Source organism: Nocardia concava NBRC 100430, assembly GCF_000308815.1.
GTDB classification, from domain to species: Bacteria; Actinomycetota; Actinomycetes; order Mycobacteriales; family Mycobacteriaceae; genus Nocardia; species Nocardia concava.
On the sequence record NZ_BAFX01000206.1, the window covers coordinates 48936 to 72372 of the forward strand.

20 protein-coding genes are annotated in these 23437 nt (G+C 67.6%); 8 read left to right on the top strand and 12 right to left on the bottom strand.

Features of this window, described 5'->3' with window-relative positions:
- Positions 1–244 precede the first annotated feature (244 nt).
- Positions 245–706, bottom strand: coding sequence for a hypothetical protein (locus ON43_RS41750; RefSeq protein ID WP_040816631.1), 462 nt, complete (start codon positions 704–706; stop codon positions 245–247).
- A gap of 100 nt (positions 707–806) precedes the next feature.
- Between ON43_RS41750 and ON43_RS41755 the strand changes: the two genes are divergently transcribed.
- Together ON43_RS41755 and ON43_RS41760 are read left to right on the top strand one after the other, a co-directional pair.
- Complete coding sequence (locus tag ON43_RS41755; protein WP_040816633.1) at positions 807–1352, top strand: hypothetical protein; 546 nt, start codon at positions 807–809, stop codon at positions 1350–1352.
- A 248-nt stretch (positions 1353–1600) separates the two neighbouring features.
- Positions 1601–2095 carry a DUF4232 domain-containing protein gene (locus ON43_RS41760; protein WP_051180252.1) on the top strand — a complete coding sequence of 165 codons (495 nt, stop codon included), beginning with the start codon at positions 1601–1603 and terminating at the stop codon, positions 2093–2095.
- A gap of 68 nt (positions 2096–2163) precedes the next feature.
- Here ON43_RS41760 and ON43_RS41765 read toward each other — a convergent pair whose 3' ends face one another.
- From ON43_RS41765 to ON43_RS41805, 9 genes are all read right to left on the bottom strand, one after another.
- Positions 2164–2835, bottom strand: coding sequence for a PAS and ANTAR domain-containing protein (locus ON43_RS41765; protein WP_063712733.1), 672 nt, complete (start codon positions 2833–2835; stop codon positions 2164–2166).
- Between the two features lie 121 nt (positions 2836–2956).
- Positions 2957–3889 (bottom strand): N-acetylmuramic acid 6-phosphate etherase, encoded by a 933-nt coding sequence (gene murQ, locus ON43_RS41770; protein ID WP_040816637.1) that lies wholly within the window; start codon positions 3887–3889, stop codon positions 2957–2959.
- Positions 3886–4758, bottom strand: a complete 873-nt coding sequence (locus ON43_RS41775) for a MurR/RpiR family transcriptional regulator (protein WP_040816638.1) — start codon at positions 4756–4758, stop codon at positions 3886–3888. Before ON43_RS41775 ends, murQ begins: the two co-directional genes overlap by 4 nt.
- Positions 4755–5915 (bottom strand): anhydro-N-acetylmuramic acid kinase, encoded by a 1161-nt coding sequence (locus ON43_RS41780; RefSeq protein ID WP_040816639.1) that lies wholly within the window; start codon positions 5913–5915, stop codon positions 4755–4757. The genes ON43_RS41775 and ON43_RS41780 overlap by 4 nt, the downstream gene beginning before the upstream one ends.
- Positions 5915–7444 carry a sodium:solute symporter gene (locus ON43_RS41785; RefSeq protein ID WP_040816640.1) on the bottom strand — a complete coding sequence of 510 codons (1530 nt, stop codon included), beginning with the start codon at positions 7442–7444 and terminating at the stop codon, positions 5915–5917. Before ON43_RS41785 ends, ON43_RS41780 begins: the two co-directional genes overlap by 1 nt.
- Before the next feature lie 73 nt (positions 7445–7517).
- Complete coding sequence (locus tag ON43_RS41790) at positions 7518–8441, bottom strand: N-acetylglucosamine kinase (protein WP_083914423.1); 924 nt, start codon at positions 8439–8441, stop codon at positions 7518–7520.
- Positions 8438–8746: a hypothetical protein gene (locus ON43_RS45430; RefSeq protein WP_157514460.1), complete on the bottom strand. Its 309-nt coding sequence runs from the start codon at positions 8744–8746 to the stop codon at positions 8438–8440. The genes ON43_RS41790 and ON43_RS45430 overlap by 4 nt, the downstream gene beginning before the upstream one ends.
- Positions 8747–8751: 5 nt before the next feature.
- Complete coding sequence (locus ON43_RS41800; RefSeq protein WP_157514461.1) at positions 8752–8910, bottom strand: hypothetical protein; 159 nt, start codon at positions 8908–8910, stop codon at positions 8752–8754.
- A gap of 113 nt (positions 8911–9023) precedes the next feature.
- The gene (locus tag ON43_RS41805; protein WP_051180254.1) at positions 9024–9785 is read right to left on the bottom strand and encodes a Crp/Fnr family transcriptional regulator; all 762 of its coding nucleotides are present in this window, start codon (positions 9783–9785) and stop codon (positions 9024–9026) included.
- A gap of 179 nt (positions 9786–9964) precedes the next feature.
- Between ON43_RS41805 and ppgK the strand changes: the two genes are divergently transcribed.
- Positions 9965–10705 (top strand): polyphosphate--glucose phosphotransferase, encoded by a 741-nt coding sequence (gene ppgK, locus ON43_RS41810; RefSeq protein ID WP_040816644.1) that lies wholly within the window; start codon positions 9965–9967, stop codon positions 10703–10705.
- A 4-nt stretch (positions 10706–10709) separates the two neighbouring features.
- On the opposite strand, the gene ON43_RS41815 is transcribed toward ppgK, so the two are convergent.
- Positions 10710–11663, bottom strand: a complete 954-nt coding sequence (locus ON43_RS41815) for a GlxA family transcriptional regulator (RefSeq protein ID WP_040816645.1) — start codon at positions 11661–11663, stop codon at positions 10710–10712.
- A 92-nt stretch (positions 11664–11755) separates the two neighbouring features.
- Here ON43_RS41815 and ON43_RS46675 point away from each other — a divergent pair, with 92 nt between their 5' ends.
- The 5 genes from ON43_RS46675 to ON43_RS41840 all read left to right on the top strand — a co-directional run bounded on the left by ON43_RS46675 (position 11756) and on the right by ON43_RS41840 (position 17253).
- The gene (locus ON43_RS46675; RefSeq protein WP_051180255.1) at positions 11756–12796 is read left to right on the top strand and encodes a nuclear transport factor 2 family protein; all 1041 of its coding nucleotides are present in this window, start codon (positions 11756–11758) and stop codon (positions 12794–12796) included.
- Positions 12797–13004: 208 nt separating this feature from the next.
- Positions 13005–14288: a cytochrome P450 gene (locus ON43_RS41825; protein WP_040816647.1), complete on the top strand. Its 1284-nt coding sequence runs from the start codon at positions 13005–13007 to the stop codon at positions 14286–14288.
- Positions 14289–14392: 104 nt separating this feature from the next.
- On the top strand, positions 14393–15610 hold the full coding sequence (locus ON43_RS41830; RefSeq protein WP_040816649.1) for a cytochrome P450 family protein: 1218 nt from the start codon (positions 14393–14395) through the stop codon (positions 15608–15610).
- Between the two features lie 34 nt (positions 15611–15644).
- Positions 15645–16400, top strand: a complete 756-nt coding sequence (locus tag ON43_RS41835) for a thioesterase II family protein (protein ID WP_040816651.1) — start codon at positions 15645–15647, stop codon at positions 16398–16400.
- Complete coding sequence (locus tag ON43_RS41840; RefSeq protein WP_040816652.1) at positions 16393–17253, top strand: class I SAM-dependent methyltransferase; 861 nt, start codon at positions 16393–16395, stop codon at positions 17251–17253. Before ON43_RS41835 ends, ON43_RS41840 begins: the two co-directional genes overlap by 8 nt.
- Positions 17254–17297: 44 nt before the next feature.
- Here the strand turns inward: ON43_RS41840 and ON43_RS44535 are convergent, their stop codons facing one another.
- A complete protein-coding gene (locus ON43_RS44535; protein ID WP_040816653.1) occupies positions 17298–23435 on the bottom strand; it encodes a type I polyketide synthase in 6138 nt (2045 codons plus the stop codon).
- Positions 23436–23437 lie beyond the last annotated feature (2 nt).

Consider the following 23437-nt stretch of genomic DNA (forward strand, 5'->3'; position numbering starts at 1 on the left):
TAGGTGCCTTGTGCCATGAGGGGGAGGTAGCCATAGTCGGTTTGCTCGTCGCGGGTGGCACGGGCAGGTACATCGGTCTCCACGACTTCGGTGGTGAGTCGCTGTCCGCACTTCATGCAAGCGAACACCGTCATAGGTGACGGCCCTGGTCGGTAACGGTTTTCATGGAACCTCGCCCTGATGCTGCTGGAACGTAGTGTCGGCAAGATGTTACGTCCGGGCCAGTGCCCGCCACTTACAGCATCTATCTGGGACTGGTTCTCGGGAGTTGGTATCGGCTGCAGAATTCGGCCCATGGTCGCAGGCGTCCACCGGGGACATAGCGCAGATAAAAATGAAACTCATCCACCTCGGCGAACACCGGCAGCGACCGGACAGGTTGTGCGAATACGTCGCCGTGTTCATAGGCGATCGCGGCGACCGCGATGAGACGCTCGTCGAGCGGCTTCGAATGATCGCAGAACACTACCGCGAGATCCTCCCACCGCTGAGCGATCCCTCGCCCGCCTTCGGCAGGAGGTTGATACCCCTGCAGCACCCAGGAGACAGCTCCGACGACATTGGCGATGTAACTGCGTGCCACCTCGTAGATGACCTCGGCGACCGTAATTTCCGACGGCGCATCCCACTGGGCTACGTGACTGTGCACATCGTCGCCGGCATGCACGCTGTCGCGGTTGAGGCCGATTCGGATTGTGTGCTCCATAGCCGGATGACACTACCGAGAGCCGGGCCTCCTGGTCCTGGACCGCAAGCCATACGGTGCGTCGGAACGAACATGGCGCAGCCTGGCCAATAATCGTGCGGTGTCCTACTACGGCATCCTCGGATACCAACCGCGCTGGCTCGTGGGGCGCGCCGCCGTCGAATCCGCTCACGGACCACGGTTGAGCCGACTCGTTGGCAGGTCTCTGTCCAATTCGTGGCTGGTCTGGGATCAGGCGGACGATGAGTGGTTCGCCGACTGCCCGGTAGTGCTGGACTTCGACGGTGAACGGGTCGAGATCACTCACCAGAAGTTCGACGAGCTGTCGATCACCTGGAACAGCATCGATCTCCATCGGCAGCGCTCCTGGTCGGACCGCGAGGGCAACGAACCAGAGATCCATGCCTTCCACCCGTCCTGGCGGTCCGACGCCATCCAGGCGTTGACTGCACTCGAAGGCCAACCGCTGCTCGCTGTCGACTTGCTCGAATGGACAAGTCAGCGAGCCGATTTCGCTGCAGGCATGGTCGCGGTCAGCTTCGCATTTGCCGATAACCGGGTGACCATCAGCAACGGGCTCGACGAGAACAGCCTCGAATTCGGTGCCCCGCAGGGCGACTACATCCAACACCCGATCCGTGACTGAGAATCGGTCACGCTGGCCGGTCCGGTCAGCGCGGTAGCTGGTTTTCTACCCAGCACCTGATTGATTTGCCGCTAGCTATCTGGTTGATCTGTCGCTCCATCCATGGTTGATTCGCCGCAACTTGACGGGTTGGCCACCGCGGTTGTCGTCGGGGGCGAGGATGGTGGGGTTCAGCGGATCATTGGGCGTTCATAAGGGGTCTTCCGCAAGATCACTGTCGATCACGGATGACACGGGAGGATCGGGAAATGCGTTTCAAGGCAGTGGGTTCGGCAGTGCTTGTGGTGGCCGGGGCGATTGTTCCCTGTGTGGCGGCGGGGGAGGGGCAGGCGGCAGAGTCGTGGTGTGAGGCATCCTGGCTGGGGCTCAGTGTGCAGGGCGAGGTTGGGCAGGCCAGTGGGAATCAGCGCACTGCGAGTATTGTGCTTACGAATCTGTCCGGGGAATCCTGTGTGCTGCAGGGCTTTCCGGGGGTTGATTTGGCTGGAGTGGGTGAGAAGGGGAGGGCCTCGCTGCCTCGGACCAACGAGCAGGGGCAAGTGGTCCAGCTGGCTCCGGGTGGTCAGGCCAAGAGCACGCTGACCTATATGACCGGCGGTGGTATGCCCACCGAAATCATTGTCACCCCACCTGATTCCACCAACCAGTTGCATGCCGTTTGGCCGGCCGGCCTGGGGTCGATCGGGGTGTGGCCGGAAGGTGCGACCCATCCGGGCACGTATATCGGACCTTTGCGCGGCTGAGCTGGGGTCCCTCGATGTAGCCAGTCGAGGGACTAGTGGACGAAATGGGTGATGCGGGCGGCGGGTGGTCAGGGGTTGGGGATGCGTTCGTGGAGGGTTAGGAGGATGTGGTCGAAGGCGGCGACGGTGTCGGGGGGTGGGGCGGGGACGGCGGGGAGTTCGGCGATCAGTTGTTCGGCCAGGGCGCGGAGTTTGGTGTTGGTTTCCTGGGAGCGCCAGACGAGGACCTTGAAGGCTTGGTCGGCGTTGATGCGGTACATGCGCATGAGGACGCCCTTGGCCTGTTCGATGATCGCGCGGGATTCCACCAGTTCGGGCAGGCGCTGGTTGAGGGTGTCGCGTTCGGCGGCGGCGAGGGTGTCGGACAGGTCGATGTAGAAGCCGGTGGTGCCGACGGGGTGGCCGGTGTCGTCGACGATGCGGTCGGCCACGACCATCACGGTGTGTTCGGCGCCGTGGGTGTCGATGAACCGGTGCCGGCTCGAGAACGGCTGGCCCTGGTTGATGGAGCGGGCGATGGCTTCGGCGACGTGTTCGCGGTCATCGGGATGCTTGTGGGCCAGCAGTAGTTCGGTGGTGGGCTCGATTTCGCCGGGGGTATAGCCGTGCATGCGGAAGACCTCGGGCGACCATTCCCACCGCTGGGGCGCGAACCAGAAGCGGAAGCTGCCGGCCCTGGGCCGAGGTTCCGCCGGTGCGGTGTGATGGATTGACGCCGGGACCCCGGCAGTTGATGTCATTACTCGAGTATGGACCGGTAAACCCGCGAAAGCGCGGCGTGCGGGAGTAAAAGTCCTGGTAATCGGCACTATTGGTGACCGAGTGCCAGCACTATCGCCGGTCTGTTGCCAAGCTTGCGTATCACCTGCCCGGTGCGCGGGGGTCGCCGATGGCGGGGCGGACGAAGCCGTGGGATTGGGCCAGGAGGGTGCGGGCGGTGGGGGCGTCCACGCCGGCCAGGTGCATGACGATGGCGGTTTTGGGGTGGTTGTCGGCGGCGGCCAGCAGGGTTGCGGCGGTGGTGAGGTCCAGGTCGGTGGCTTCGGCGACTATGCGGCGGGCGCGGTCGGTGAGTTTGGCGTTGGTGGGGTTGAGGTCGACCATCAGGTTGCCGTAGACGCGGCCTTCTCGGACCATGGCGGCGGTGGTCAGCATGTTGCAGACCATTTTCTGGGCGGTGCCGGCTTTGAGGCGGGTGGAGCCGGTGAGGATTTCGGGGCCGGTTTCGAGTTCGATGGCGACGTCGGCGTGGGCGCTGGTTTCGGCATTGCGGTTGCAGGAGATGGCGATGGTTGTGGCGCCGATCTCGCGTCCGTAGCGCAATGCGCCGATGGCGTAGGGGGTGCGGCCGCTGGCGGCCAGCGCTACGACGCAGTCGGTGGGGGTGAGGTGCACCGCGGCCAGGTCTTGTGCGGCCCGGGCCGGATCGTCCTCCGCGCCTTCGATTGCGCGAGTGAAGGCGTCGGCGCCGCCCGCGATGAGGCCCAGCACCTCGCCGGAGTCGATGCCGAAGGTCGGCGGGCATTCGACCGCGTCGAGCAGGCCGAGTCTGCCGCTGGTGCCGGCTCCGATGTAGATGAGTCTGCCGCCGCGCCCACGGGCTTCGACGATGCGCTCCACGGCTCGGGTGATCGCTGGAATCGCCTGCGCCACAGCGGAAGACACGCCCGCGTCCTCGGCGTTCATGGTGCGCAGCAACTCCTCGATCGGCATCGAGTCGAGGGCGGCGGTACGCGGGTTGGCGAGTTCCGTGGTCAATGCCGCGATCTCGTGCGGCGGGCGGGTGCGGCTCATCGAACTCCCTTCGCGCGGCGGTTCGCGACCGCGTCGTAGGTGCGGTGCAGCGCGGTGTGCGCGGCCGGAGTGCGTTGCAGGACACCGACATAGAGGGTGTCGACGATCAGTAACTGGCTCATGCGACTGGCCAGCGCCGCGGAGCGGAAACCGTCCTCGCGGCCGGCAACGAGGACGGTGTGCCGCGCCGCACTCGCCAGTTTCGATGCGGCCCCGGCCGTTACGGCGACCGTGGTGGCGCGCATGCTCGCGGCACGCTCGACCGCCTCGACGATTCCGGCGGTCTCGCCGGAATGGGAGAAGGCGACGATCACGTCGCCCGCCTCGAGCAGGCTGGCCTGCACGAGCGCGTCGTCCTCGGAAGTGCATGCACCGCACCACATTCCGATACGGGTGAGCTTCTGCGCCATATCCATCGCGACCAGCCCGGACGCACCGATGCCGATGAGTTGCACGCGCCGCGCCCCGACCAATGCATCGACGACGGCCTCCATGGTCGCGGGGTCGGCGAGTTCCGCGGTGGCCAGCATCCCTTCGGTCTCGAACGCGGTCAGCTTGTGCAGCACCTTCGACAGCTCGTCGGCGGCGTCGATGTCGGTGGCGAACACCGGTGTGCCGTCCTCGTTTCCGGCGGCGGCGAGTGCGAGGCGCAGTTGGGGATAGCCGTCGTAGCCGAGCGTTTTGGCCAACCGGACCACCGCGGAGGTGCTGGTGCCGGACCGCTCCGCGAGCTGGTTGACCGTCAGCTGTGCGACGCCGGACGGGTCGTCCTGGATGGCGCGGGCGAGCTTTCGTGCGTTCGGGGACAGCCGTGGGATCGCCGCGAGGAGCCGCGTACGGACGTCGTCACCGGCCGAACCGGCGCTCACAGCGTCACCGTCAGTCGCTGCGGCTGCACGAAAAACCCTGTGGGGAGGGCGAATCCGGCCGCTCCGGGGGTGAGCGAGCCGAGGACACTGGCGTGCGCCGCTCCGGTGCAGGCGGGATAGCTGCCGGTGAGGCCGTGCACAGTGAGGAAGCCCAGCACGGCGAAGGCGGTGGCCTCCTTCGCCGCCGAAGGCAGGCCGAGGTCGTCGGAGGTGCGCAACCGCGCGGTGTCCAGCCGATCGCGCAGCATGGCCAGCAGCGTCGGGTTGCGGGTGCCGCCGCCCGAGGCGATGACCTCGGTGAGCCCGAAGGGTTCGAGCGCGTCGGCGATGGTGTGTGCGGTCAGCGCGGTCACAGTGGCGACGATATCCTCGGGCGCGAGCGGCCGGTCGCGCAACACGCGCTCGAGGTAGGCGCGGTTGAACAGCTCCTTACCGGTGGACTTGGGCGGCCGCACGGAGTAATAAGGCTCTGCCAGAAGCTGTTTCAGCAGCTCGGCATCGATCGTTCCGCGAGCGGCCCGAGCGCCCGCCAGGTCGATATGCTCGGCCCCGTCGGTGGCGATCTCGACCGCGGCATCGATCAGCGCGTTCCCCGGCCCGGTGTCGAATGCCGCCGGGGCATCACCGGTGACGGTCATGTTGGCGATCCCGCCGATATTGAGCGCCCCCGCACGGCCCGGACGCCCGGCCAGCCACAACATGTCGAACAGGCCGACCAGCGGCGCGCCCTGTCCGCCCGCGGCGATGTCTCGGGCCCGGAAATCGCTGACGACCGGAACTCCGGTGAGCTCGGCGATCCAGGCGGGCTGGCCGAGCTGGAGGGTGCCGTGCGCCGTACCCTCGCGCACCCAGTGGTACACCGTCTGGCCGTGTGAGGCGACGAGATCCGCTGTACCGCCGAAGAATTCGGTATCGGCCGCGGCGGCGACCGCCGCGAACTCCTGGCCGATCGCGGTGTCCAAGCGGCAGACCGCCGCCATGTCGACCGATCCGGGCGGCAACGCGGCGATGAGTTCCGCGCGCAGCTGTTCGGGATACGGCCGACTGAGCAGGCCCGCGACGCGGACATGCATGGTGTCGTCCCGCAGGCTGATCTCCGCACCGACGGCATCGATCGCATCGTGCGAAGTGCCGGACATCAGCCCGATGACACGCATCACGCCACCGCCTGCACCGGGTCCGGCTCGGTGGGAGCGGGCGCCGGATGGAAGCGAGAGGTGATCCCGCCGACGACCAGGGTGACGAAAACGCCGATGGGGACCAGCCATTGGGCGGCGATACCCTTTTCGACCACCTTGCCCGCCACCGTCACATCGATCTTGATCACGCGCACCACGAAGGTCATTACGGCCACGGTCACCACGAAGGCGACAATCGCGTCGAACTGATTGGCGCGCTTGACGAGTCGCCCGAGCAGGAACGCTCCGAGCAGCGCGCCGTAGGTGTATCCGGCGATCGTCAGCGCGGTCAGGTACACATTGCCGGTCGTCGTGCTGAACCCCATCGCGAACAGCGCCATCAGCGCCGCCCACACCAGCGTCATCACGCGCGCCAGCCGCAGCATCGCCTCATCGGACATCACCCTGCGACTGAAACTGCGAATGATATCGGCGACAGTCGAATTCGCCATCGAGTTCAACGCCGAGGACAGCGATCCCATGGCCGCGCCGAGTATTCCGGCGACCAGCAGTCCGGAGATCACCACCGGCAGCCCATGGAGGATGAAGTCGGGGTAGATGCCATCGGCGCTGGACAAGCCGAGCTGCTTCGGCGTCTTGCCGCCGTTGTAGGACCACAACAGCGCCCCCACCAGCGAGAACGCCGCGAACTGCACGGCGACGAAGACGCCCGAGGCGATCATCGCCCGCTGACTGTCGCGCAACGACCGCGTCGCGAGGATGCGCTGCACGATCAGCTGATCGGACCCGTGCGAGGCCATGGCGAAGATGGCGCCACCCAGGATCGCGGTCGGCAGCGCGAAGCTGCTGGTGAGAATGTGCGCCAAGCCGAAGTCGGTGTCGAAGACGCGGAACTTGCCCGCGTGCAACGCATTCGAGTACCCGGTGGCTCCGACATGGCCGGACAGGACGCAGATCGCGATGATCGCACCGGTCAGGTAGAGGCCCATCTGCAGTGCGTCGGTCCAGATGACCGCCTTGATGCCGCCGAGGTAGGTGTAGACCACGGTCAGCAGCGTCAGCGCGACGATGATGACGTTGTAGCCGATCGTCAGGCCGAACTCGCTGAGCAGCAACTTGATCGGGATGGCGGAGGCGAACAGTCGCACGCCTTCGGCGAGCAGCCGGGTGAAGACGAACGTCACCGACGCGACACCCTGGAGATAGCGGCCGAACCGCAGCTCGAGGTATTGGTAGGCGCTGACGAAACCGCCGCGCTTGTAGAGCGGAATCAGCACGGCGGCCACGACGGTGCGGCCGATGATGTAACCCATGGCCAGTTCGACATTGCCGAAGCCCTGATCGGTGTAGGCGCCGCCCGGGACAGAGATGACCGTGAGCACGCTGGTCTCGGTGGCGACGACCGAGAAACACACTGTCCACCAGGGCATTCGGCCCTCGCCGACGAAGTAGTCGGTGCTGGATTTCTGTTTGCCGGACAGCCGCAGGCCGATCCAGGCGACGGTGACCAGGTAGATGACGATGACGGCGAGATTGAGTGCGTTCATCGCAACTCCCCGGTGACGCAGCGGATCGATTGCAAGTAAGTGTCAGCTGTCACATACCCGCTGTCAATATTTTTCACCCGATTCGAGTGACCAAGCCCTCCAATGCGGTTCCCGTCTCTATGGCCAGCAGGGCAGCGCCGTCGATCGGCAAGCCGAGGGGAGCGCGACGCTCGACGACCCGCTCGATCGTGGCATCGAGTGGATCCAGCAGCGCCGCACCGAGATTGACGAGGCCGCCGGTGATCGCGCAGGGCACCGGCGGGCGCAGGCCGGACCGCTCGATCGCAGCGAGTACGGACCGACCGAGAGCGCGACCCGCAGCCGTCATGATGGCCGCGGCAGTCTCGTCGGTCGCGGCGGCCCTGGCGACGATGGGTGCGAACCGGGCAGCAGTCGAGGCCGGATTATCCTGCTGTCCAATGAGATTAGGCAGCTCGGAGACAGTGACGCCGTAGTGTTCACCGACGGCGTCGACCAGCGCTGTACGTGGTCCGCGCCCGTCATGTGAACGCAGCGCGGCCCGCAGGCCCTCGACCCCGATCCACCCGCCGCTGCCCTCGTCACCCAGCAGCGGACCCCAACCGTCGACCCGGGTGAAGCGGCCCGCCTCGTCGACCGCCGTCGCAACGGCTCCGGTGCCGACCGCGAGCACGACACCGACCGACCCACCGAGCGCCCCGGCATGCGCGGTCACGGCATCGGAGGTCACCGCGACCGCGCTCGCGCCAATGCCTTCGGCCAGCCGCCGGGCGAGCAACGCCGCGGCCTCCGGGGCGGACGCGGCTCCCGCGGCGCCGACGCACAGGACGAAACCCGTTGTCGGCGCGATCCGCTCGACAACGCCCCGAATCGCATCCTCCGCCGCGCTGACACCGCCCGCGTTCGCCAGCCCGGGCGCACCCGCCCCCTCGGCGCCCCGGATCTGCCGCCCATCGACCCGCAGCGACCCCCGGCAGCCGGTCTTCCCGAGATCGATCGCGACAATTTGACTGGTCACGACCGACCATCGTCGCACGGCGGACCGGGATCGGTTGGAGGGTAGGCGTATCCGCAGGCCCGGCGGGACAGCAGACCCGTGCCGGTGTGGCACGTCCGGCGCCGGTCCTCCGGGCGTGCGGTCAGTGCCTGCCGCACCACCTGGACGGCGTCTTCGACATTCGTCGCGGTGATCGCCAATTCGCGGACTCCCTCGGCCCGGGTGGTCAGCACGACCGACACGCAGGTGCGGCGCGAGCGGATGATCTCGGGTAGGACTCTGATCGCGACCAGCGCCGCCCAGGCCAGTACCGCGATCGTCTCCACGGCGATCACCGCACGTACAGCGTTGTGGTGGAGACGAATTCAGCCGGCCAGCAGCGGGTTACCGCGGCGGCCATGAGCGCGGCCGCCAGGGGGCTGTGCGCGGCGCACAGGGTGCGGTACAGGTCATCGGCTCGGGTCTGGGGGCGGGTGTGGGGCGACGGCATTGTGCACCTCCGGGTGGTCTTGCTGGTCAAGACCACGGTGCCATCGGCCGGCTACCGGCTGCCCCGGAAAAATCCGGATCTTGTCCGCCTAAGCGATTCTGCGACAGGAAATTTCAAGGTTGCAGGCCCTGTTTCTCCCAACCGTTGTTATCGATCACCACGATGTGGCGATTGCGCAGACACACCAGGCCCTTGTCGCGCATTTCCCGCATGGCGAGGCCGATGGCGTCGACCTTCGCCCCGACGAGGTTGCCCAGCTCCTCGTAGTTGAGCCGGATGGTGATCTCCCACGCCTCCTTCTCCTCCCCGCCGTCGTCACAGCCGTTTCCGTTCGGGCGCACCGTGGTCCGGCGGCCGTAGGACTCCGCGAACTCGACGAGCAGCCGCGCGAGTCTGATGCCGACCGCGCAGTCGTTGAAATCCAGCCGCCGCTGATCCGCCCAGGCCAGCCGGTCCGCTATGGTGCGGCACAGTGTCTGCCACCCGTCCGGATGCCGGTCGAGGAAGCGCAGGAACTCCGCACCGGTCATGCGATGCACCGTGGCGGCCGTGCAGATGGTGACCGTCGCCGAGCGTCGGGAACCGGGCTCGAGCGCGGCGATCTCACCGATCACATCCCCGCTCACCCGGATCGCCAGCAGTTTCCCGTCGGCCCCGGTGATCTTCGCGCACGCCGACACCTTGGAGTCCCGCGATCGCAGTAGATACACGCTGCTGGCCGGATCCCCGTACGGCGACAAGACCTCCCCCGGTTGAAAGGGCTGCTGCTTCCCGAGTGAGAGCAGATCCCGCCTCGACTCCGGACTCAATCGCTCCATGAATGTGCGCTCCGGCCACGGCCAGTTTTCCAGCCAACCGCCGCGTGGTGTGTTCATATTCCAACTCCGTGCCCTCGGAGATGCCGCCCCCGAATCCTCCACGGTAAGCGCACGCCCACGAACGAGGATGAAATCGCACATCACGATCTGAGACGGTTCTCGGCGAATCCGATTGCCGCCGAGGGCGGCGGGGGAGGGGCGTGGCGTTATCGAGTCGTGCGGATGATCATGGAGGGATGGATACCTACCTGGGCATCGATATCGGGGGCACGGGGATCAAGGGGGCTCCGGTGGACGTGGCGGCCGGGCGGTTGACGGTCGAGCGGGTTCGGGAGCTCACGCCGCAACCGGCGACGCCGGAGGCGGTGATCGAGGTGGTTCGCGAGGTCGCCGGGCAGTTCGACTTGCCCGGTGCGGTCGGTGTCACCTTTCCGGGCGTGGTGATGGACGGTGTCACCCGCACTGCCGCGAATGTGGACGACGGGTGGATCGGTCTGGACGCCCGGGACCGGCTCTCGCAGGCGCTGGGGGTACCGGTGACCGTGGTCAATGACGCGGATGCGGCGGGGATAGCCGAGATGCGATTCGGAGCCGGGCGGGACCGCCGCGGCACGGTATTGCTGCTGACCTTCGGGACCGGTATCGGCAGTGCGCAGTTCTACAACGGTGTGCTGATCCCGAATACCGAATTCGGCCATCTCGAGCTCGACGGCCACGAGGCCGAGCATCACGCGTCCGCGAATGTGCGCGAAGAACGCGACCTCAGCTGGAAGCAATGGGCGCACCGAGTCGAGCGCTATCTCCAATACCTGGAAATGGCGTTCTCCCCGTCGCTGTTCATCATCGGCGGCGGAGTCAGCAAGCACGCCGACAAATTCCTGCCCCACATCGACAAGGTGCGCGCCGAGATCGTCCCCGCCGCCCTGAACAACGACGCGGGCATCGTCGGCGCGGCCATCGCCGCCGCAGCCGGATGACGGGTCAGCGAGCGTGAAAGGTGTTGCGGTACTGCTGGGGTGAGGTGCCCAGGCGGTGGGTGAAGTGGTGGCGGAGGGTGGTGGAGGTGGCGAAACCTGCTTGCTGGGCGATGGTTTCGACGGGGAGGTCGGTGGTTTCGAGGAGTTCGCGGGCGTAGCGGACTCGGGTCGAGAGCAGCCATTGGAGCGGGGTGGTGCCGACCTGGTCCTGGAAGTGACGGGTGAGGGTGCGGACGCTCATGGCCGCGTGGCGGGCGATGTCGGGCAGGGTCAGGGGGCGGTGGAGGTTGGCTTCCATCCAGGTCAGGGTGCGTTGTAGCGGGTTGTCCACGCGGTCGGGGACGGGGTGGTGGATGAATTGCGCTTGGCCGCCCTCGCGTTGGAGGGGCATGACTATGGTGCGCGCGGTCTCGGCCGCCACGGCGGCGCCCAGGTCGCGGCGCACCAGATGCAGGCACATGTCGAGACCCGCGGCCACACCGGCCGAGGTGAGCAGCTGCCCCTCGTCGATGAACAAGACGGCCGGGTCCACATCGATCGAGGGATAGCGGGCGGCGAGCTCGGCCGCGTGCCGCCAGTGCGTCGTGGCCCGGCGGCCGTCGAGCAGACCGGCGGCGGCGAGGGTGAAGGCTCCCACACAGACCGAGGCGATGCGCGCGCCACGTGCCGCCGCGGCGCGCAACTCCGCCAGCACCGGATCCGGCTGGGGTGCTGCGAAATTGGCGTGACCGGGCACGATGATGGTGTCGGCGGCAGCCAGATCGGGCACGTCCCAGTCGGTGCGCAGCGTGAATGCGCCGAGTGCCGGATCGGTGGCGGTCTCGCCTCCGGGCGCGACCAGCCGGACCTCGTAATTCGCGACGGCCGCACGGCTGTTGGCCGCACCGAACACCTGGCCCGGGATCGTCAGCTCGAAGGGGACCACGCCGTCGAGCGCCAGAACCGCGATCACGTGCATGGCCAGAATTTAACGCACCATGGCATTCTGGCCACTGTCGGGCCGTGCGGGTGCACCGAAGAATCGGGAGCACCCGACACAGGAGACCGACCTTGAGCAATCGAATTCCCGGCCCGTTCGCCGACTTCGCCCTGCCCGCAACGGATTTGGCGGTGGCCGCCTACGACTTCGCGCGGACCGCCGAGACCCCGGTGGTTTTCGCGCACAGCGTCCGCAGCTATCTGTACGCGCGGGAACTGGCCGCGCGGCTGCATCCGGACACCGGCTACGACGACGAGCTGCTGTTCCTGAGCTGCGTCCTCCACGACATCGGATTGAGCGAACAGGGCAATGGCGACCAGCGCTTCGAGGTCGACGGCGCCGACACCGCCGCCGCCTTCCTCCGCGAGCACGGCGTGGCCGAGCAGCGGGTGCGCATCGTGTGGGACGCGGTGGCGCTGCACACCTCCGACGGGATCGCCGGTCGCCGCGAACCCGAGGTCGCGCTCGCACAGGTCGGCATCTCGGCCGACGTCCTCGGACGCAACCGCGAGCAGCTGCCGCCCGAACTGGTGGAACGCGTGCACGCCGTGTACCCCAGGGCCGACCTGAGTTTCGCGCTCACCGAGGAGATCCTCGCCCAGGTGCACGGCAAGCCGAGCAAGGCGAGCCCGGTCAGCTTCCCCGGCCTGCTGCTGCGCGCCCGACTGTCCTACGGTTCGATGCCCGACTGGCACGACCTGATGGGCGTGACCGGATGGGGCGACCAGCCACCGGCGGCGCGCACCCCGGAGCTGGCCGGAACACCGGAGGAGCTGGCCGAACTCTTCGCGAAGCGACTCGCGGCGGGCGACCTCGACGGACTGGTCGAACTGTACGAGCCCGCGGCGGTTTTCGCGCCCACCCCGGGGATCGTGGTGGCGGGCACCGACGCGATCCGGGAAAGCCTGCGCGACTACATCGCCGCCGGAGCGCAAGTCTCCCTGCGCCTGCGGCAGATTCACACGGCGGGCGATATCGCTCTGCTCTCCAGTGACGCGACCGCCAGCGGTCTGGGTCCCCAACCCCTGACCACGACCACGACCGAGGTCGCGCGCAGACAGCCGGACGGCCGATGGCTGTACGTCGTCGACCACCCGTTCTTCGCCGAATAGCGCTGCCGTGACTCCCCGCCGAGGGCGCAATGAGCCGATAGTCCGACCGGCGATCTCGGGTCGCTGGTGCGGCTGGTGTGCGGCGAGCGCAAATGCCGTCCCGCGGTTGCGGGTGTGCCCCGGCGGCCTATATTGAGATCGGCGAGGCGCCCATCTCCGGATCAACCAGGCGTCGGAGCGCGGTTTTCTTTACGGCACAGGGGTTTTGATGAAGGCGAGTTACTCGATTCGGTGGGCGGCGGAGCACGGGTTGCCGCGGCTGGGATTTCTCGCGCTGCGCGGCATGGGTGACCCGCTCGCTCGACTGCTCAGCGGGGATGAAGGCCACGATGACCCCTACTCGCTGATCGATCAGCTGCGCGGCGCCGGCGGGGTGCAGCTCACGCCGTTCGGCTATGCCGCTTTCGACTACGAGCTGTGCCGGGAAATCCTGCGCGACAGACGATTCGGCGTGCGCGTACCGATCGATCCGGCCGTGCCCTTCCTGTTGCGCCGGTACGCCGAGCGAGTTGTGTTGCCACCCAACCCGATCGAAGCGCCATCCATGTTCGCGCAGGACCCACCGGAGCATGGCCGCCTGCGCAGATCGGTCGCATCCGCGTTCACCCCCCGTGCCGTCTCCCGCCTGGGCGATCGGGTCCGCGAAGTCATCGCGGAGCTGCTCGACGCGCTGGCTGCGCGCGAATCTGTGGACCTGATCGCGGATTTCGCCGCGCAGGTGCCGATCGCTCTCATCGCGGAGATGATGGGCTTCCCGGCGGCCGATCGCCAGATGTTCCAGCGTTGGGGGTACGCGGTCGCTCCGCTTCTGGATGTCGGAGTTTCCTGGCAGACCCATCACCGCGCGATGGCCGCGACCGCGGCGATGAAGGACTACCTCGCAGCGCACATCGAGAAGCTGCGCCGCGAACCCGGGGACGATATCTTCAGCCTCCTGGTCTCCACGAGCGACCAGACCGACGACGAATTGCTGTCCAGCGCCAGCCTGCTGCTGGGCGCGGGTTTCATCAACACCACGAACCTGATCGGTAATGCCGTCCCGATCCTGTTATCCCACTCCGGTCAACTCGACCTCCTTCGCCTCGAGCCCGAGCGTTGGCCACTTGCGATCGAGGAACTGCTGCGCTTCGACCCGCCGATCCAGATGACCGTCCGTCGCGCCCTGGAGCCTGTGGAATTCGACGGCGGCGTTCCCCTCGAGCCGGGAAAGTCGATCCTCGTCTCCCTGGCCGGCGCCAACCGCGATCCCGTCAAATTCCCCGACCCCACCCGCTTCGACGTCACCCGCCCCAACGCCGGGGATCACCTCTCCTTCGGCACCGGTATACACGGTTGCCTCGGCGCCTACCTGGCGCGACTGGAGGCCCTGCATGCACTGCCTGCCCTCTTCGAACGCTTCCCCGACATCCGCCTCGACGGCGAGCCGACCCGCCGGCCGCTGTCCACTCTGCACGGTTACTCACACATGCCCGTTCAGCTGAAGCCCCGTTGACTACTCAGTGGTAAGTTCGCTGCAATGCGATAACGATCCCGCATTACTTCCGCTGGAACGAGATTGAGGCAGTACGGGGTTCGCCCCGCGTGGGGAGTTGGTCCTTGAATACCGAAGCGATTGTGCTGGATCCGACGGGCGCCGATGTTCAGGCTGAGAACGAGCGGATACGCGAGCGCGGTCCGGTCTCGTTGGTGGAGTTGCCCGCGGGGGTCTCGGCATGGGCGGTCACCGATGCGGTGGTGCTGAAGGAATTGCTCGCCGATCCCCGGGTGTCCAAGGATCCGCGCCAGCATTGGACGGCCTTCAAGAACGGGGAGATCGACCATCGGTGGCCGTTGCACCCGTGGGTCATCGCGGAGAATATGTTCACCGCGTACGGCGACCAGCATCGCCGCCTCCGCAAACTGGTGGCCCCGGCGTTCACCGCTCGCCGCACCGCCCTGATGCGCCCGGGGATCGAAACCATCGTCGATGGACTGCTGAAGCGACTGGATGCCCTTCCCCCGGGTGAAGCCGTCGACCTGCGGCCCACCTACGCGTACCCGGTGCCGATTCAGGTCATCGGTGAATTGCTCGGCGTGCCGAAGCATTTGAACGCCAAGATTCACGCGTGCGTCGACGGGTTCTTCGACACGTCCTTCACGCCCGCGCAGGCGCAGGCCAATGTCCTCAAAATGGTCTCGCTGATGGGGCAATTGATCTTCTATCGGCGCGGCAACCCCGGCGACGACATCACGAGTGCGCTGATCTCGGCCGTCGACGAGGACTCCGACCGGCTGACGCAGAAAGAAGTGATCGACACCCTGATCCTGGTGATCAATGCCGGTCACGAGACCACGGTCAACCTGCTCGACCAGGCGATCGTCGCCCTGCTGACCAACCCGGAACAGCGGGCCGACGTGCTCTCCGGCCGGGTGCCGTGGTCGGAGGTGATCGAGGAAGCGCTGCGATACCAGCCGCCCATCACACATCTGCCCCTGCGCTACGCGGTCGAGGACATCGAGGTCGCCGGTGTCCGGATCGCCGCGGGCGAGGCGATCCTCGCCTCCTACGGGGCCGCGAGCCGCGACCCGGGCGTTCACGGTGACACCGCCGGGGATTTCGACATTCACCGGGAAAACAAGGAGCACATCGCCTTCGGATACGGTGCGCACCATTGCCTCGGTGCGCCCTTGGCCCGGCTCGAGGCGGCCATCGCACTCCCGGCCCTGTTCGAGCGATTCCCGAATATGCGATTGGCGGTGGACCCCGCCGAACTCCGGCCGCTGGGCAGCTTCGTCTCCAACGGTCATCAGTCGGTCCCCGTTCTGCTGCAATGACATTCACCGATTCACCGATCCGCCGAGAGGTCCCATGGGAAACGCCAGCTGGTTGCGTAGGTTGTCCGCCGGAGCGGAGGATGGCGCCCACACCCTGATCTGCTTTCCCCACGCCGGCGGATCGGCCATCTCCTACGGGCCGCTGGCCAGAACGCTCGGACCGCAATTCCGTGTGTTCGGTGTGCAATACCCCGGCCGCCAGGACCGCAGGCACGAACCGTTGCTCGGCAGCGTCGCCGAGCTCGTCGAGGGTGCGCTGCCGGAGATTCGCGAACTGATTCCGGAGACCGCGGGCTACTCGCTGTTCGGCCACAGCATGGGTGCGGCGGTGGCGTTCGAGACCTGTCGCCGTCTCGAACAGGAGCAGGTGACGCCGCCCGCCACCTTGTTCGTATCGGGCCGAATCGCACCGGCGCGCAAGGGTTCTCACGGTGTGCACCGCTACAGCGATCAGGAACTGATCCGCCACCTGCTGGACTTCGGCGGCACGCCCGCGGCGCTGCTGGAGGATCCCGATTTCCGATCGCTCATTCTCTCGGTCACGAGAAGTGATTACCGTGCGATCGAAACCTACACGTGCGCACCGGATTCCACCGTCGAGTCACCGGTCGTGGCGCTGGTCGGCGACAGTGATCCCGCCACCAGCATCGCCGACCTGAAGGAGTGGCAGGCGCACACCACCGGACCCTTCACACAGACGTCGTTCCCGGGCGGCCATTTCTACATCGATGCCAACTCACACGGTGTGGCCCAACTGATTCGTGATCAGAGAGACTGCAACTATGCCTGAAACCGCTGGACCCGTTTCGAATGTTTCGGACACCGCGCACTGGGTGGCCGCGTATCGCGCGCTCGAATCCGCCCGTCCCGATGCGCTCTTTCACGATCCGCTCGCGGAGCGGCTGGCCGGCGAAACCGGCAAGGCCATCGTCGCGGGCGAAGGATCGAACGCCATGGCCGGCTGGCCCTTGGTCACCAGAACCAAGGTCATCGATGACCTGATCGCCGAAACCCTTTCCAAGGGCTGCGATCTCGTCATCAATATGGCGGCGGGTATGGATGCGCGCCCGTATCGTCTCGATCTGCCCGCCGATCTCCGCTGGATCGAAGTCGACTTCCCGGATCTGATCGCCGAGAAGAACCGTCTGCTGGAAGACGAGACCCCGCGCTGCGAACTCACCCGCGCCGCAGTGGATCTCGCGGACCCGGCAGCGCGCGACCAATTCCTGAACCAGGCGCTCGAGGGCGCGAAGAAGGCGCTCGTCCTGACCGAGGGACTGGTGTACTACCTGTCCGACGACGAGGTCTCGGGATTGGCCTCGGCACTGGCGCGGCCCGAAATCGCCTGGTGGATCATGGATGTGAACAACAAGCCCGTGGTCGACCGGTTCAACCGGGTGAACAAGAAGCTGCTCGAGAATTCGCCCTGGAAGTTCGGGCCGCTCGAACCGCTGCGATTCTTCGCCGACGCGGGCTGGACCGCGGACGAGGTCGTCGGATTGTTCCGGATGGCAGCCCGATTCCGCCGGTTGCCCCCGCTGCTGTGGTCGCTCGCCTTCGCGCCGGTCGGTCCCCGAATGCCGCTCGGCGCCAAGCGGATTCCGTGGTACGGGGCGGTTCGGCTCACGCACACCGGCAAATGACCGGATAGCGGCCGGGAGGGCGAATCACCCTCCCGGCCGCATCATCACACCAGCTCTTCCAGCCAGTCGTCGACCGCCGCGGCGACCTGATCCGATCCCTCGTGCAGCATGGCGAAGTGGTTGGCATCCACCTGAACCACACGGTGGCTCTCGTCCCACGGCTGGGCCTGCCACGCCTGGAAGTCCTCGGGGACACCGGGAATCCGCTGCGCGCACTGCAGGAACAGCGTGGGCGCGGCGATCTTCCCGGGCAGGATGCCGCGCAGCACCTGAATGTACTGGCCCATGGCGGTCAATCGGGCGGGGTCGAATCGGTCGAAGGCGGCCTCGTTGGTCACCATGTTCTCGGCGACCGGCTTGAGGATCCACTCACTGCCGTCGCCCTCGGCCACCCGGTAGCTGTCCACCAGCACCACTCCCGTCGGCGCATGCCCGCCGAGCGCCTCCAGCTGTTCGGCGACGCTGTAGGCCAGCACCCCGCCGGAGGAGTACCCGAACAGCACGAACGGCTGCCCGTCGGCGGCGTCGAGGATGGGCTTGATCAATGCCTTGGTGGCGGCGGCATAGTCGGTGGGCAGCGGCTCGCCCGCGTGGGATCCCATCGGTGCGAGGCCGACCACGTCGCGGGCCGTGCGCAGTTTGCTTGCCATCCGGGCGTACTGGCGCACACCGCCCGCCGCCATCGGCGGGGCGATGCAGATGATGCGCGGTGTGGCGTCGCCCTCGGTCATGCGGATGAGCTCCGGCTCGACGGCCGGCACCTCGTTGGCGGTGAACAGGTCACGCATCTGTGCCGCCAGGTGCAGCAGCAGGAAGGCGACCGAGTACTGTTCCCGGCCGACCGCGGTGCGGAACATGCCGTACAGCGAGTCATCGGCGACACCCTCCTCACGATCTCGCTGGGCGGCCGCGTCGACGGCGTTCGCGAGCGAGCCCGCGCCTTCCGCCAATCGTTCGTCCAGCTGTTTCGCGAGAATCTGGGGCGTCGGGAAGTCGAAGACCAAGGTGCCGGGCAGCTGCACGCCCGTGGCGTCGCGCAGGGCGTTGCGGAATTCGACCGCGGTGAGCGAGTCGAATCCCATTTCGCCGAACACATTGTCGACCGCGATGAGCTCGACATCCGCGTAGCCGAGCGTCTTGGCCGCCTGCTTGCGCACGAACTCCACGAGCTTCGGAAGCCGTTCGGCGGACGGCAGGCCGACCAGCTCCAGCAGCGGTGACGGCGTCTCACGCTGGGCCGTAACCGGTACCAGCCCGCGGATCAGGGCGGGTGCGTGCTCGGCTCGCGTGCGGAGCACGGCCCGGTCGACCGGCAATGCGACCAGCTGGGCGACGCCGGAGGTCACCGCGGCATCGAAGAGCGCCAGGCCGTCGGCTTCGGACAGCGCCGGGAAGCCCTGCCGCCGCATGCGTTCGAAATCCTCGTCGGAGAGTTCGGTGCCCAGACCGCTCGATCGTTCCCACAGGCCGTAATCGATCGAGGTGGCCGCCCACCCGGCCGACCGGCGGTAGGTGGCGAGGGCATCGAGGTAGACATTGGCGGCCGCGTAGTTGGCCTGGCCGGCGGCCAGCACCAAACCACCGGCGGAGGACACCAGTACGAACAGCGAAAGCGGCAGGTCACTGGTGAGTTCGTGCAGATGCCACGCGGCATCGGCCTTGGGCGCGAACACGGCATCGATACGACCGCTCGTCATCGATTCGATCAGGCCGTGGTCGGCGATGCCCGCCGCGTGCACGACACCGGTCAGCGGGTACTCGGGCCCGATCTCGTCGAGCAATGCCTTCAGCGCGTCTCGATCGGAGACATCGCAGGCGGCGACGGTCACCTGCGCACCGAGTTCGGTCAACTCGGCGCGCAGCGCGTCCGCGCCGGGGGCTTCCGGCCCGCGCCGGGACGTCAGAACCAGCCGCCGCGCACCGTATTCGGTGACCAGATGCCGTGCGAAGAGCGCGCCGAGCCCGCCGGTGCCGCCGGTGATCAGCACCGTGCCGGTGTCCAACGGTTCGACCGGCTCGCGGTCGGCCTCGGTGACCTGATGTTGCACCAGCCGCGGCACCAGGACCTTCGCGTCACGCAGCGCGCCCTCCGGCTCTGCCGCCAGGGCTGCCGCGGCGGTGGCGACGGCGGCCGGATCGTGGTCGATCGAACCCTCGAGGTCCAAGAGCTGCAATCGATTCGGATGTTCGGCCTGGGCCGCGCGCACCAGACCCCAGACGGGCGCCTGCGCCGGGCGGACTTGCTCCCACTCGCTGGTGCGGACCGCGTCGCGGGTCAGGATCACCAGGCGGGACTCGGCGAATCGATTGTCGCCCAACCACTGTTGGACAGCGGCCAGTACGTCGTGCACCGCCTCGCGGGCGTCGTGCGACGACGCGTCGCCGGTATCGGCGCAGTGGAGCAGAACGAGCGCGGGGACCACGGCTTCGGCCGATGCGTCGAGTTCCGCGACCAGCGTCGCGAGGTCGGGAAAGCCGCGCACCTCCGCCGAACCCGGCGCGCCGATGACCGCCGTGCGTGCCAGGACTGCCGAACCGCCGCTGACCGACGGCGTGATCCAATCCACCCGGTACAGGGCGTCGGCCACCCGGTCGGCGCGCAGCCGGTCCGCGGACACCTGTCGGGTGTCCAGCGAGTCGACCGACAAGACCGGGTTGCCGGTGCTGTCGGCCAGCCACAGCGTGAAACGGCTGTCGTGCACCCGGATTCGGGCCCGGACGGCGCTGCCTCCGGCCGAGTGCAGTGCGACGCCGCGCCAGCTGAACGGCAGCGCGGGCGCGTCGAGGCCGCCATTGCGGAGTTGATCCACGATGAGGGCATGCATTGCCGCGTCGAAGAGTGCGGGGTGCAGGCCGTATCCTTCGGCGGCCTCCGCATCGGGCAGGGCCACCTCGGCGAACAGCTCGTGACCGTCGGCGCCGTGCTCGCCGCGTCGCCACATTGCTCGCATGCCCTGGAAGTAGGGGCCGTATCCGTATCCGGCATCCAGCAGCTCGGTGTACGCGTCGGTTACGTCGATCGCCTCGGCGTCGACCGGAGGCCAGGTGGCGAGATCGAAATCGGGTCGGACGTCCTCGGCGGTGAGGTCACCCTCCGCGTGCAATGTCCATGCGACCGCGTCGGGTTGGCGCGAGTGAATCGTGATGCGCCGGCGACCGGAATCATTCGCCGCGCCGACCACCACCTGTACCGAAACCCCGTCGTGGGCAGGCAATGTCAGCGGTGCGTGCAGGATCAGCTCCTCCACCCTCGGGTGGCCGAGCAATCCGCCCACATGGGTCGCCAACTCGACGAAACCGGTTCCCGGCAGCAGTGCCGTGCCGAGCACGCTGTGATCGGCGAGCCATCCGACCGAGTTCAGCGACCATCGGCCGACGTAGCTCACGCCATCCGAATCGGGTTGCGGGACAACCGCTCCCAGCAGAGGATGGGAGACGGGATCCAATCCGGCGGCGTCCGCCTCGGCGGCCAGCCACGTGGTCGACAGATACCGCTTCGCATCGAGCCAGAAACGCTCGCGTTGAAACGCGTAGGTGGGCAGGTCGATCGGCTGTGCACCGGGGTAGAACGCGGGCCAATCCACCTCCGCGCCCGACACGAACAACTTCGCCACCGCGGCCGTCACCGTGGCAGTCGAGGCGTCATCGCGGCGCGCCAACGCGACCGCGACGGTGGCTTCAGCGTCCACGGTGCCCGCCACCATCGGCGTGAGCACCGCGTCCGGTCCGATCTCGGCGAAGCGCACCACACCGGCGTCCGCCATGGTGGTCACCGCGTCGGCGAACCGCACTGTGGCGCGGACCTGACGCACCCAGTACGCCGGGTCCGACATCTCATCGGTCACCCGGGCGCCGGTCACGGTCGATACCAGCGGAATGGTCGGCCGAGCGAAGTTCAAGCCCTCGACCACCGCGGCGAACTCCGCCGACATCGGGTCCATCAATCCGGAATGGAAAGCGTGCGAGACTCGCAGACGGCTTGTCCGCCAGGACTTCTCGGCGAACACCTCGGCGAGCGCATCGACTTCGGTCTCGACACCGGAGATCACCACCGAGGTGGGGCTGTTCACCGCCGCGATCGAGACGCCGTCGGTCAGCAGCGGGGCCACGGCGGATTCCGGCGCTCCCACCGCGAGCATCGCGCCACCCGCCGGGAGCGCCTGCATCAACCGGCCGCGCGCGGCCACCAAGACGCAGGCGTCCGAGAGCGACAGCACCCCTGCGATATGCGCGGCGGCGATCTCGCCGATCGAGTGGCCCGCCACCAGGTTCGGGCGCAGACCCCACGCCTCGAGCAGGCGATACAGCGCGACCTCGAAGGCGAACAGCCCGGCCTGCGCGAAGACGGTCTGGTTGACCAGGTCCGTGGCGGCCAGTGCCTCATCGAGCGAGATAGGCTGGCCGAGAAGCGGATTCAGCTCCGCGACGATCTTGTCGAACGCCTCCGCGAAAACCGGGTGCGTACGCAGCTGCTCGGCCATACCGGCCCACTGCGCGCCCTGACCCGAGAAGACGAACCCCGTCGAACCCGAAGTCGCGCGACCCGAGACGACACCGGGTAGGGAGTCTCCACGACCCAAAGCGTCGATGCCCGAGAGCAGTTCGTCGCGATCGGCACCGAGGACCACCGCTCGATGGCCGAGCGTGGCGCGGGTGGCGGTCAGCGAGTATCCGACATCGTTTGCCGCGAAGCCATTTTCGCGGACGTACGACCCCAAGCGAACGGCCTGTACGTCGAGGGCACGGGGACTGGCGGCGGACAGCACCCACGGCACGACCGCCCCGACGGGCTCGGCCGGGGTCGTCACGGCGGCGGGATCCGGTTCGGCGGCGGGAGCCTGCTCGATGATGACGTGCGCGTTGGTGCCGCTGATGCCGAAGGACGAAACACCCGCCCGCCGTGGGCGATCGACCACCGGCCACGACACCGGTTCGGTCAGCAGCCGCACCTCGCCCGCGGACCAGTCGACCTTGGACGACGGCCGGTCCACGTGCAGCGTGCGCGGCAGCAGCCCGTGCCGCATCGCCATCACCATCTTGATCACGCCGCCCACGCCCGCGGCGGCCTGCGCGTGCCCGATGTTCGACTTCAGCGACCCCAGCCACAGCGGACGCTCCGGCGCGCGATCACGGCCGTAGGTGCCCAGCAAGGCCTGGGCCTCGATCGGATCGCCCAAAGTCGTTCCGGTGCCGTGCCCTTCGACCGCGTCGACATCGGCGGCGGAGATTCCGGCACTGGCCAGCGCCTGCTCGATGACGCGTCGCTGCGCGGGACCGTTGGGCGCGGTCAGCCCGTTGGAGGCGCCGTCGGAGTTCACCGCCGAACCGGCCATCACCGCGAGAATCCGGTGGCCCTTGCGTTGCGCGTCGGACAGTCGCTCCAGCACCAGCACACCGGCGCCCTCCGCCCAGCCGACGCCATCGGCGCTGTCGGAGAACGACTTACAGCGGCCGTCGACGGCCAGTCCGCGCTGGCGGCTGAACTCGATCAACGTGTCCGGGCCCGCCATCACGGTGACACCGCCCGCCAGGGCCAGCTCGCATTCGCCCGCGCGCAGTGCGGCGGCGGCCGAATGCATGGCCACCAGCGAGGACGAACACGCGGTGTCGACGGTGACCGACGGGCCCTGGAGTCCGAAGGTGTAGGAGAGCCGGCCCGAGGCCAGCGATCCGGCGTTCGTATTGGCCGGGTAGTCGTGGTACATCATGCCGACCCACACGCCGGTCGCGCTGCCGCGCAGGGTCGTCGGGTCGATTCCGGCGCGTTCGAAGGCCTCCCAGGAGGTTTCGAGCAGGAGGAACTGCTGCGGGTCCATGGTGGCCGCTTCATTCGGGCTGATGCCGAAGAACGTGGGATCGAAATCGCCCGCGGTGTGCAGGAAGCCGCCGGATCGGGTGTGGGAGCGGCCGGGTAGTTCGCCGGTGGGGTCGTAGATGCGCTCCATGTCCCAGCCGCGGTTGGCGGGGAGATCGGTGGTGGCGTCGACGCCGTCGGAGACCAGTCGCCACAGGTCTTCCGGTGACTCGACGCCGCCGGGGTAGCGGCAGGCCATGCCCACGATGGCGATCGGCTCGCGCAGGGCCGCGTCGAGCTGGCGATTGCGCGCCCGCAGCCGGTCGGTCTCCTTCAGCGAGGCCCGTAGCGCGTCGGCGAGTTTTGCGGTGCTCTCGGTATTCGTCATAT

What these genes read in the sequence shown, in the direction of transcription:
- ON43_RS41815 (WP_040816645.1), bottom strand. Translation starts at nt 11,663, where the DNA reads ATGCACGTGATCGCGGTTCTGGCGCTCGACGGCGTGGTCCCCTTCGAG.
- ON43_RS41750 (WP_040816631.1), bottom strand. Translation starts at nt 706, where the DNA reads ATGGAGCACACAATCCGAATCGGCCTCAACCGCGACAGCGTGCATGCC.
- ON43_RS41825 (WP_040816647.1), top strand. Translation starts at nt 13,005, where the DNA reads ATGAAGGCGAGTTACTCGATTCGGTGGGCGGCGGAGCACGGGTTGCCG.
- ON43_RS41835 (WP_040816651.1), top strand. Translation starts at nt 15,645, where the DNA reads ATGGGAAACGCCAGCTGGTTGCGTAGGTTGTCCGCCGGAGCGGAGGAT.
- ON43_RS41805 (WP_051180254.1), bottom strand. Translation starts at nt 9,785, where the DNA reads ATGAACACACCACGCGGCGGTTGGCTGGAAAACTGGCCGTGGCCGGAG.
- murQ (WP_040816637.1), bottom strand. Translation starts at nt 3,889, where the DNA reads ATGAGCCGCACCCGCCCGCCGCACGAGATCGCGGCATTGACCACGGAA.
- ON43_RS41840 (WP_040816652.1), top strand. Translation starts at nt 16,393, where the DNA reads ATGCCTGAAACCGCTGGACCCGTTTCGAATGTTTCGGACACCGCGCAC.
- ON43_RS41760 (WP_051180252.1), top strand. Translation starts at nt 1,601, where the DNA reads ATGCGTTTCAAGGCAGTGGGTTCGGCAGTGCTTGTGGTGGCCGGGGCG.
- ON43_RS44535 (WP_040816653.1), bottom strand. Translation starts at nt 23,435, where the DNA reads ATGACGAATACCGAGAGCACCGCAAAACTCGCCGACGCGCTACGGGCC.
- ON43_RS41780 (WP_040816639.1), bottom strand. Translation starts at nt 5,915, where the DNA reads ATGCGTGTCATCGGGCTGATGTCCGGCACTTCGCACGATGCGATCGAT.
- ppgK (WP_040816644.1), top strand. Translation starts at nt 9,965, where the DNA reads ATGGATACCTACCTGGGCATCGATATCGGGGGCACGGGGATCAAGGGG.
- ON43_RS41800 (WP_157514461.1), bottom strand. Translation starts at nt 8,910, where the DNA reads ATGCCGTCGCCCCACACCCGCCCCCAGACCCGAGCCGATGACCTGTAC.
- ON43_RS41765 (WP_063712733.1), bottom strand. Translation starts at nt 2,835, where the DNA reads ATGACATCAACTGCCGGGGTCCCGGCGTCAATCCATCACACCGCACCG.
- ON43_RS41785 (WP_040816640.1), bottom strand. Translation starts at nt 7,444, where the DNA reads ATGAACGCACTCAATCTCGCCGTCATCGTCATCTACCTGGTCACCGTC.